Origin of the sequence: Actinomadura sp. KC345, assembly GCF_004348515.1 — a bacterium.
Classification (GTDB): Bacteria; Actinomycetota; Actinomycetes; order Streptosporangiales; family Streptosporangiaceae; genus Spirillospora.
In genome coordinates this window covers 1-9,560 of sequence record NZ_SMKH01000296.1, presented here as the reverse complement: position 1 = coordinate 9,560, position 9,560 = coordinate 1, and the positions used below count along the sequence as shown (strand labels likewise).

Here is a 9,560-nt window from a genome sequence, read left to right as displayed (position 1 = left end):
CGTGAAGGAGGTGGGGACGAATGGCCGTCGTTGCGGTGGCTGCTGCCCGCAGCATTCAGCCTGTCCTCAACTCCCGGGCCGCCGGCTGATCCCGTCCCGCATTCCACTGCGGCGCGTGCGCGCCGGGGCCCTCTTCACGCAAGGGTTCCAGAACATTGTCCTTCGCATTCGCGGGGCCGTCCCGCCTGGCCGACTACGGCTGGGACGCGGCCCTGGAGAACGAATTCACCTCTCATCGCGCGGCGGGGCTGATCCCCGCGCGCGTGGCCGCGGTCGACCGCGGCCTGTGCGACGTGGTCACCGAGGACGGCCCCATGCGGGCCGGAACCGGGCCCGTCGCCTCGTCCGATGACCCGCTGGCGGCGCCGTGCACGGGCGACTGGGCGGCGCTGCGCGCGGACGGCCCGGACGGGCGGCCCACGGTGGCGGCGCTGCTGCCGCGCCGGACCGCGATCGTGCGGTCGTCGGCGTCGCGGGACTCGCGCGGCCAGGTACTGGCCGCCAACGTCGACACCGTCGCCGTGACCGTCTCGCTGGCCGCACGCCCGGACCTGGGGCGCGTCGAGCGGCTGCTGGCGCTGGCCTTCGAGAGCGGAGCGCGGCCGGTGATCGTGCTCACCAAGGCCGACGAGGCGTCCGGCGCCGTCGCCGACGCCGAGGCGGAGGCCGCCTCCGCCTCCCCGGGCGTGGACGTGGTGTCGTGCAGCGCCGCGCTCGGCGACGGCGTCGACGTGGTCCGCGCCGTCCTGGCGGGCACGGTGGTGCTGGTCGGGCCGTCGGGCGCGGGCAAGTCCACCCTCGGCAACGCGCTGCTCGGCACGCAGGCGCTGGCCACCGGCACCGTCCGGGAGCAGGACGGCAAGGGCCGGCACACGACCGTCCGGCGGGAGCTGCTGCCGTTGCCGGGCGGCGGGGTCCTGATCGACACGCCGGGCCTGCGCGGCGTCGGCCTGTACGACGCGTCCGAGGGGCTGCACGAGGTCTTCGCCGACATCGAGGACCTGGCCGCCGGGTGCCGGTTCGGCGACTGCGCCCACCGCACCGAGCCGGGCTGCGCCGTCCTGGCCGCGATCGAGGACGGGACGCTGCCGTCCCGCCGCCTGGCCAGCTACCGCAAGCTGCAACGCGAGAACGACTGGATCGCCGCACGCGGCGACGCGCGGCTGCGCGCCGAGCGCAACGACCGGTGGAAGTCGCTCAAGCGGTGGCAGCGGCAGATGTACAAGGAGCGGGGGCGGGACCGGTGACGTGGACGACGAGGCCGGAGACCGCCGCCGACGCCGGCGAGGTCCGCCGGGTGGTGAAGGCGGCGTTCCCGACCGCCGAGGAGGCCGACCTGGTGGACGCCCTGCGCCGGGACGCGGCGTGGGTGCCGGGCCTGTCGGCGGTCGCCGAGGCCCCGGACGGCCGGATCGCGGGCTACGCGCTGCTGACGCGGTGCCGTGTCTGCGGGTCGGGCGCGCTGGCGCTGGCGCCGGTGGCGGTCCTGCCGCGGTACCAGCGGCGCGGCGCGGGCGGCGCGGCGACCCGCGCGGTCCTGGACGCGGCGGCCGAGCGGGCCGCCGGGCAGGCCGGTGAGCGGCTGGTGGTGGTGCTCGGGCATCCGGAGTACTACCCGAGGTTCGGGTTCGTGCGGGCGTCGGAGCTCGGGGTCCGCGCGGCGTTCGACGTGCCGGACGAGGCGCTGATGGCGCTGGTGCTGGACGGCCCGGGCGCGGTCCCGTCCGGGACGATCGCCTACCCGCCGCCGTTCGGCGTGTGAGGTGGGGCCGTGGCCGTCGGCGCCTCCGCCGCCGGCCACGGCCCGCTCCCCCGGGGTCAGCGGCCGCGGCGCCGGTAGGTCCGCACCGACAGCGGCATGAAGACCGCGAGCAGGAGGACCGACCAGCCGAGCGTGGCGGCGACGGGGTGGGCGAGCGGCCAGGCGGTGTCGCCGGCCGGGGCGCCGGGGTTGCCGAACAGGTCGCGGCAGGCGGCGGTGAGGGCGCTGACGGGATTCCACTCGGCGACCACCCGCAGCGCGCCGGGCATGCCGCCGGTGGGGACGAAGGAGTTGGACAGCATGGTGATCGGGAACACCAGCGGGAGCAGCTGGTCGGCGGTCTGCTCGTTGCGGACGACGAGGCCGAGGTAGCAGCCTGCCCAGCTCAGGGCGTAGCGCATCAGGGCGATCAGCATGAACGCCTCGACGGTGGGCCACGGGCCGTTGTGGGCGCGCCAGCCGACGGCCAGCCCGGTGGCGGCCATGACGGCCATGCCGAGGATCCCGTTGAGGGCCTCGGCGCCGGTCTGCCCGAACGGGACGGCCGAGCGGGCCGTCGGCATGGAGCGGAACCGGTCCATGACGCCGCGGGAGGCGTCGGTGGCGACGCGCGTCGTGACGGCCATGGTGCCGGTGAAGGTGACCATGGCGAACAGGCCGGGCATCAGGTACTCGCGGTAGTCCCCGCCGCCGGGGACGGCGATGGCGCTGCCGAAGACGTAGCCGAACAGGACGACCATGACGGCCGGGAAGACCAGGGCGGCGACGAGCTCGCCGGGTTCCCGCCGCAGGCGGCTCAGCTCGCGGCCGGCGAGGGTGGCGCCGTCGGTGAGCGCCCAGCGCAGCCGTCCGGCGCGCGAGACCGCGGCGGCCGGGGCGCCGGTCATCAGGCGGCCTCCACGCCGGATCGGCCGGGCCGGGCGGGTTCGCCGTCGCCGGTGAGGCGCAGGAACACCTCGTCGAGGGTGGGGCGGCGCAGCGAGAGGTCGGCGGCGGCGACGCCGGCGTGGTCGAGTTCGCGGACGACGTCGGCGAGGCGGAGGCTCCCGGCCGCCAGCGGTACCGACAGGCGGCCTCCGTCCAGGGCCGGGTGGGCGCCGGAGAGGTCGTGCAGGACCCTGGCGGCGGTGCCGGCGGCGGCGGGGTCGTCCAGGACGACGTCGAGGCGGTCGCCGATGGAGTTCTTGAGCCGGTCGGGGCTTCCGGTGGCGATGACGCGGCCGCGGTCGACGACGGCGATGTCGTCGGCGAGGCGGTCGGCCTCGTCCAGGTACTGGGTGGTGAGCAGGACGGTGGTGCCTCCGGCGGCCAGGTCGCGGACCGCGTCCCAGATCTCGCCGCGGCTGCGGGGGTCCAGCCCGGTGGTGGGCTCGTCAAGGAACAGCACCCGGGGACGCAGGATGAGGCTGGCGATCAGGTCGAGGCGGCGTCGCATCCCGCCGGAGTAGCCCGTGACCTGCCGGTCGGCGGCGTCGGTGAGACCGAACCGCTCCAGCAGCTCGTCGGCGCGGCGGTGCGCGTCGCGGCGGGACAGGTGGTAGAGGCGGCCGAACATGCGCAGGTTGCCGCGGCCGGTGAGCTTCTCGTCGACGGCGGCGTGCTGCCCCGCCAGCCCGATCAGGGCCCGCACCCGGCCGGGGTCGCGGGCGACGTCGTGCCCGGCGATGCGGGCGTGCCCGGAGTCGGCGTCGGCGAGCGTCGCCAGGATCCGCACGGCGGTGGTCTTGCCGGCGCCGTTGGGGCCGAGGACCCCGCAGACGGTGCCGGCGGGGACGGCGAGGTCGAGGCCGTCCAGGGCCGGGGTGCCGCCGTAGCGCTTGCGCAGCGCCTCGGCGACCACGATCGGTTCGTCCGTCACGATGCCCCCTCTGGGTACGGTGTACGCGTTTCAGGGTGCCAGCCTAAGCACTGGGTACGCCGTACGCAACTAGGATGCTCGGAAAGAGGACGAGGAGGTCCGGTGGCCCGCGGCGAGCACGTCAGCATCTGGTCGATCCCGGAGCGGCAGGGCCGCGGCCCGCGCCCCGCCTACAGCCGCGCCCAGATCACCGAGGCGGCGGTCCGCATCGCCGACGCCGACGGCCTGGAGGCGGCCTCGATGCGCCGCATCGCCGCCGAGCTGGACACCGGCGCGATGTCGCTGTACCGCTACGTCCCCTCCCGCGACCACCTGATCGAGCTGATGCTCGACCACGTCCTGGTCGAGACGGACATCCCGGCACGCCCGTCCGGCGACTGGCGCGCCGACCTGGCGCTGGTCGCCGGGAACACCCGCGCGATGTGGCTGCGGCACACCTGGCTGGCCGGCCTGCACCGCACGCGCCCCACGCTCGGCCCCAACGAGCTGCGGCTGATGGAGTTCGCGATCGGCGCGCTGGACGTCGGCATCCCCGTCGACGACGCCCTCACCCTGCTGGACATGCTGAACGGCTACGTCGAGCACGTCGTGCGCGGCGAGATCGAACGGGCGCGCGAGCGGCGCCGGAGCGGGATGACGCCCGAGATGTGGATGATGCGCAGCGGCCCCTACGTCCGGGAACTGCTGGACGCCGGCGCCCACCCCATGTTCGAGCGTGTGGTCAGGGACGCGCGGCTGCCCCACATGTCCGGCGAGGAGCGGTTCCGCTACGGCCTGGAGCGCGTCCTGGACTGCATCGCCTGCGCCCTGCCCTGACCGCGCCCCGACCGCGCCACGCCGACCAGGTCCCCTTCCTCGCCGACGGGCGACTTCTGGGACGCCTCGGCGAACCGACCGCCGCGGCGGTGGCCGACACCATGACCCGGCTCACCGACCATGAGCTCCCCCCCGTTCCTCGGACCTTTGATACTCCCCCGGTTTCGCGGTCACGCCGCGACAGCCCGGCTTCTCGGATATGACGACGACGCCGAAGAGTTCGCGGGCCCAGCGGAACGGGTCCGGGCCGCGTTCCACCGTGAATACGTCACCCCGTCCGGGCGGCTCGTCGCCGAGACGGCGACCGCTTACGCACTGGCCATCACGCTGGACGTCCTCGATGCAGTACAACGCCAGAGGGCCGAAGACCGGCTCGCCGAAGTCGTGGCGCGACGCGGCTACCGGATCACCACCGGATTCGCCGGCCCCCCGGTCACCGACGCACTCACTCTCACGGGCCACCTCGACGCCGCCTACCGTCTGCTCTTGGAGACGGAGTGCCCCTCATTCCTGTACCCCGTGACCATGGGCGCCACGACCACTTGGGAGCGATGGGACTCGGTGCTCCCGGACGGCACCGTCAACGCCACCGGCATGACCTCCCTCAACCACTACGCGCTCGGGGCCATCGCCGACTGGTTGCACCGCGTCGTCGGAGGACTGCAGCGCATCGAGGCCGGCTACCGGCGGGTCCGGATCGCCCCGCAACCCGGCGGCGGGCTCACCTGGGCGCGTACCGCCCACGACACGGTGCGGGGGCGGATCGAGGTCGGCTGGCAGATCGCCGACGGCGAACTCTCGCTGGACATCGCCGTCCCGCCGGGAGTGGGTCCTCCATCTCCTGGCTCCGCTCGGCCGACGGCTACCCTCCAGCGAGAACCCTGACCCCCGACCGCCCAGCGGCTCAAAGGCGGTGTAGGCCCGCCACCACCGGTCAGTGGCCGATGTTGCGGTCGCCTGCCTCGACCAGGCCGCTCTCGTAGGCGAAGATGACGATCTGGGCGCGGTCACGTAGGCCTAGCTTGGTGAGGATGCCGGAGACGTGCGTCTTGACGGTCGCGGGTCCGATGAAGAGCTGTTCGGCGATCTCGGAGTTGCTCGACCCGCGGGCCACGGCGGCCATCACTTCGCGCTCGCGGTCGGTGAGTCGTTCCAGGCGTTCGGCCACGGCGGTGTTGACGCTCAGCCGCCGGGCGAACCGGCCGATCAGCCGGCGGGTGATCGAGGGGGCCAGCAGAGCGCCGCCGTCGGCGACCGTGCGCACGGCGGTGGCGAGCTGGTCGGGTGGGATGTCCTTGAGGACGAAGCCGCTGGCACCGGCGTGCATCGCCCGGTAGACGTACTCGTCCGGGTCGAACGTGGTCAGGATGAGCACCCTGACGTTCCAGTCGGATTCGGCCAGGACCCGCTCGGTGGCCTCCAGACCATCCATGTCCGGCATCCGGATGTCCATGAGGATCACGTCGGGCCGGTGCCGGCGCGCCGCCTCGATCGCCTCGGTGCCGGTCCCGGCCTCGGCGACGACCTCGATGTCGTCGTGGATCTGCAAGATCATGGCGAAGCCGCCGCGGACGAGGGCCTGGTCGTCGACGATGGCGACACGGATGCTCACGCGTGCTCGCCTCCGGTGGGCAGGTGGGCGGTGACGTCGAACCCGCCGTCCGGACGCGGCCCGGCGTCGAGTGTGCCGCCCAACAGTAACGCCCGCTCCCGCATCCCCACGATGCCGTGGCCGCGCGTTCCGTCCCGGGCGTCTCCCGGCAGCGCGGCGATGCCGCCGCCGTCGTCGCGCACCTCGATGACGACCTCGCCGCCGGCGGCCCCGAGCCGGACGTCCGCGTGGGCGCCGGGACCGGCGTGCTTGAGCACGTTGGTGAGCGCCTCCTGGACGATCCGGTAGGCGAACAGGTCCACGCGAGCGGGCAGGCCGGTCGGGAGCGCGGCGAGCGACAGGGTCACCGCGACGCCCGTTGCGCGGATCTGGTCGGCGAGGCGGGGAACGTCGGCCAGGCCGGGCTGGGGCTCGGGGCCCCCGGCATCGTTCTCAGGACGCAGGACGCCGAGCAGGTGGCGCAGCTCGGCCAGCGCCTGCCGTCCCTCCTCTTCGACCGCCCCCATCGCCCGCAGTGCCTGCTCCGGGATCGGGCGGTCGGCGGCGTGCGCGGCCATCGCCTTGGCCGCGCCCGCCTGAACGGTCATGACGCTCACCCGATGGGCCACCACGTCGTGCAGCTCGCGGGCGATGCGCGTCCGCTCCTCGGCCACGATGCGGACGGCCTCGGCGGCCTGTTCGGCGACGAGCCGGGCGGCGTGGCGATCGCGCAGCCGGAGACCGCGCCCCACGTACCACAGCCCGACCATGACGATGACCCCGAAGACGGCCTCACTCCACGGCGTGGATTCCGTGCGCAGGTCAACAATGACCAGGGCGACGGCCGCCACGACGCCCGCGGGCCCCCGCCATGAGTCCGGCGAGTACCGCCCGGCGCTGTACAGGGCGATGAGCACCGGAACGCCGACGAGGGTGCGCGTGGTCGGCAGCAACAGGGCCCAGGCGATCAAGGTGACGCTCAGCGCGGCCAGCGGGGCCCGGCGCCGCCAGTACAACGCCGTACCGCTCGCGGCGAAGACCGGCAGGGCGGCGAGGTTGAGGTCGCGAAGGGGACGGAAGGCCAGGTCGTCTCCGGGCATGTCGTGCACGAGCACCAGCACGAGGAGGACCAGCCCGGCGAGGACGGCGTCCATGGCGCGCGGCCGGCCGGCGAAGGGCCCCCGGGGCCTTCCGGGGCGGCCTGCCGCGGCCTCGGCGGGCGGGCGGGAAGGCGGCGTCGTGCGGTTCACCAGCGCTCCACGATGCGAGATGCGGTGCCCCTCCGCGGCTTGTCGGCGGGCGCGGGGCCACCGTATGCGGGAACCGACACACCGGTCATCCGCCGCGAGGCGGAGCGGGCCTCCGCTGCGCGACGGGGATCGGTTCCGCCGGTGGACGGGCGACTGCGGCGGCCCCGGCGAGCACGGTGGATGCGACAGCTCACCCCGGCGCACTCGCCGCCGCATCCGCCCCCCCGAAGGAGCACCGTCATGCATCGCGTCATCCGTCGCATCGGCGACGCCAGCGCCCGCCGACCATGGCTGACGATCGGGCTCTGGACTCTCCTGGCCGTCCTGGTCATCGGGCTGGCGGGCACCGCGGGCGGCAAGTTCGCCGACGACCTCGTCGCTCCGGGCAGCCAGAGCGAACGGGCGATGGAGCTTCTGGAGGAGCGCTTCCCGCAGGCGGCCGGTGGCAGCGCCAAGGCGGTCTTCGCCGCTCCGAAGGGTGACCGGCTCGACCGCTACCGACCCGCCATCCAGGCGGCCCTCGCCCGGATCGCCGATGCCGAGGACGTGGCCGCCGTCGCCGACCCGTTCGCCACCGGCACGGTGTCGCGCGATGGGCGCATCGGCTACGCCGAGGTCACCTTCGACCGGCCCTCGGCCGGGCTCGGCCCCGAGCCGGTGAAGACGATCACCGGTGCGCTGGAGCCGGTACGGGCCGCCGGCGCCGTCGCGGAGGTCGGCGGCGACGCCGCGTTCATCAACGCCGAGACCGAGACCTCGGGCACCGAGGTCGCCGGTCTGCTGGCCGCCCTGGTCGTGTTGCTCATCGTCTTCGGAACGGTCGTCGCCGCCCTGGTGCCGATCGCGATCGCGATGGTCACGGTGGCCGCTGGGCTGTCCGGCATCGCGCTGCTGGCCCATGCCATGGACGTTACGAGCGCCGCAACGAGCGTCGGAATGCTGATCGGTCTGGGCGTCGGCATCGACTACGCCCTGTTCATCGTGGCCCGCTACCGCCAGAACCGGACGGCAGGCCAGGACAACCGCACCGCACTGTCGAACGCCATGGCGTCGGCGGGCGCGGCGGTCCTGTTCGCCGGCGGCGCCGTCATCGTCGCGATGTCGGCGCTGCTGCTGACCGGCTTGGGCCTGCTGGCCTCGGTCGGGCTCGGCACCGCGCTGGTCGTGCTCTTCGCCGTGACCACCGCCCTCACCCTGCTGCCCGCACTGCTGTCCCTGCTCGGCGACCGCATCGACGCCGGACGCGTCGTCCGCCGCCGCTCCTCCGCCAAGCGCACCGAAGACAGGGCATGGTGGCGTCTGGCGCATCGTGTCTCGGGCCGCCCCTGGCCGTATCTGCTCGGCGCATCGGCGCTGCTGCTCACGCTCGCCGCCCCGGCGTTGTGGATGCAGACCGGCTACCCCGACGCCGGCGACGACAGCACGAGCACGACCCACCGCCGCGCGTACGACCTGCTGGCGGAAGGATTCGGCCCCGGCCACAACGCCCCGCTGCTGCTCGTCGCCGACCTGCGCCGCCCGGGCGTGACAGCCCAGACCATCCCCGACCTCACCGAACGTCTCGCCGCCGACCCCGGCATCGCCGCGGTGGGCTCGCCGCGGACCTCTCCCCAAAGGGACGCGGTCGTCGTGCCCGCGTTCCCCACCAGCGCCCCCGCGGACGCCGAGACCTCCCGGACGCTGGAACGCGTCCGCGACCTGGTCCCCGCCAACGTCGCCGTCTCCGGCATGACGGCCATGACCGACGACCTCACCCGGCAGCTCGACAAGACCCTCCCGATCTTCATCGCCGCGGTCCTGGCCACGTCGTTCCTGCTGCTGATGGTGCTGTTCCGCGCCGTCGTCGTACCGCTGAAGGCCGCCGTCATGAACCTGCTGTCGATCGGCGCCGCCTACGGCGTCGTGGTCGCGGTGTTCCAGTGGGGGTGGTGCGCGGACCTGTTCGGCCTGGACGGAACGTATGCGATCGCCTCACCGCTGCCCACGATCTTCTTCGCGGTCCTGTTCGGCCTGTCCATGGACTACGAGGTGTTCCTGCTCTCCCGCATCCGCGAGAGCTACGACGCCACCGGCGACAGCACCGAGTCTGTCGCGCGCAGCCTGGCGGGCACCGGCCGGGTGATCACCTCCGCCGCTCTGATCATGACGGTGGTCTTCCTCGGCTTCGTCGCGCACCCGTCACCGCTGGTGAAGATGCTCGGACTGGGCCTGTCCACGGCGATCCTGCTCGACGCCACGGTCGTCCGGATGCTCCTCGTTCCCGCGACCATGGCCCTGTTGGGC

General features: G+C 74.0%; 9 protein-coding genes. 5 read left to right on the top strand and 4 right to left on the bottom strand.

Translation table 11 applies throughout. The features are described from left to right. The first annotated feature begins 155 nt into the window (after positions 1 to 155). Together rsgA and E1281_RS32775 are read left to right on the top strand one after the other, a co-directional pair. Entirely contained in the window at positions 156 to 1,247 is a 1,092-nt protein-coding gene (gene rsgA, locus E1281_RS32780; RefSeq protein ID WP_207943627.1) for a ribosome small subunit-dependent GTPase A, read from the top strand. Beyond that, a complete protein-coding gene (locus E1281_RS32775; protein WP_131883594.1) occupies positions 1,244 to 1,762 on the top strand; it encodes an N-acetyltransferase in 519 nt (172 codons plus the stop codon). Before rsgA ends, E1281_RS32775 begins: the two co-directional genes overlap by 4 nt. 56 nt (positions 1,763 to 1,818) lie before the next feature. Here E1281_RS32775 and E1281_RS32770 read toward each other — a convergent pair whose 3' ends face one another. Both E1281_RS32770 and E1281_RS32765 read right to left on the bottom strand, forming a co-directional pair. Beyond that, positions 1,819 to 2,649, bottom strand: coding sequence for an ABC transporter permease (locus tag E1281_RS32770; protein WP_131883593.1), 831 nt, complete (start codon positions 2,647 to 2,649; stop codon positions 1,819 to 1,821). Beyond that, entirely contained in the window at positions 2,649 to 3,620 is a 972-nt protein-coding gene (locus E1281_RS32765; protein WP_207943626.1) for an ATP-binding cassette domain-containing protein, read from the bottom strand. The genes E1281_RS32770 and E1281_RS32765 overlap by 1 nt, the downstream gene beginning before the upstream one ends. Positions 3,621 to 3,722: 102 nt before the next feature. On the opposite strand from E1281_RS32765, the gene E1281_RS32760 reads away from it, so the two are divergent. Together E1281_RS32760 and E1281_RS32755 are read left to right on the top strand one after the other, a co-directional pair. Further along, positions 3,723 to 4,436 (top strand): TetR/AcrR family transcriptional regulator, encoded by a 714-nt coding sequence (locus E1281_RS32760; protein ID WP_131883591.1) that lies wholly within the window; start codon positions 3,723 to 3,725, stop codon positions 4,434 to 4,436. 120 nt (positions 4,437 to 4,556) lie between these two features. Next, a complete protein-coding gene (locus tag E1281_RS32755) occupies positions 4,557 to 5,321 on the top strand; it encodes an alpha-L-rhamnosidase C-terminal domain-containing protein (protein WP_131883590.1) in 765 nt (254 codons plus the stop codon). Positions 5,322 to 5,370: 49 nt separating this feature from the next. Here E1281_RS32755 and E1281_RS32750 read toward each other — a convergent pair whose 3' ends face one another. Both E1281_RS32750 and E1281_RS32745 read right to left on the bottom strand, forming a co-directional pair. After that, positions 5,371 to 6,048: a response regulator transcription factor gene (locus tag E1281_RS32750; protein ID WP_131883589.1), complete on the bottom strand. Its 678-nt coding sequence runs from the start codon at positions 6,046 to 6,048 to the stop codon at positions 5,371 to 5,373. Next, the gene (locus E1281_RS32745) at positions 6,045 to 7,277 is read right to left on the bottom strand and encodes a sensor histidine kinase (RefSeq protein ID WP_207943625.1); all 1,233 of its coding nucleotides are present in this window, start codon (positions 7,275 to 7,277) and stop codon (positions 6,045 to 6,047) included. The genes E1281_RS32750 and E1281_RS32745 overlap by 4 nt, the downstream gene beginning before the upstream one ends. Before the next feature lie 240 nt (positions 7,278 to 7,517). Here E1281_RS32745 and E1281_RS32740 point away from each other — a divergent pair. Continuing rightward, positions 7,518 to 9,560 (top strand): MMPL family transporter (locus tag E1281_RS32740; RefSeq protein ID WP_131883587.1); only part of this gene is annotated, 2,043 nt, incomplete at its 3' end.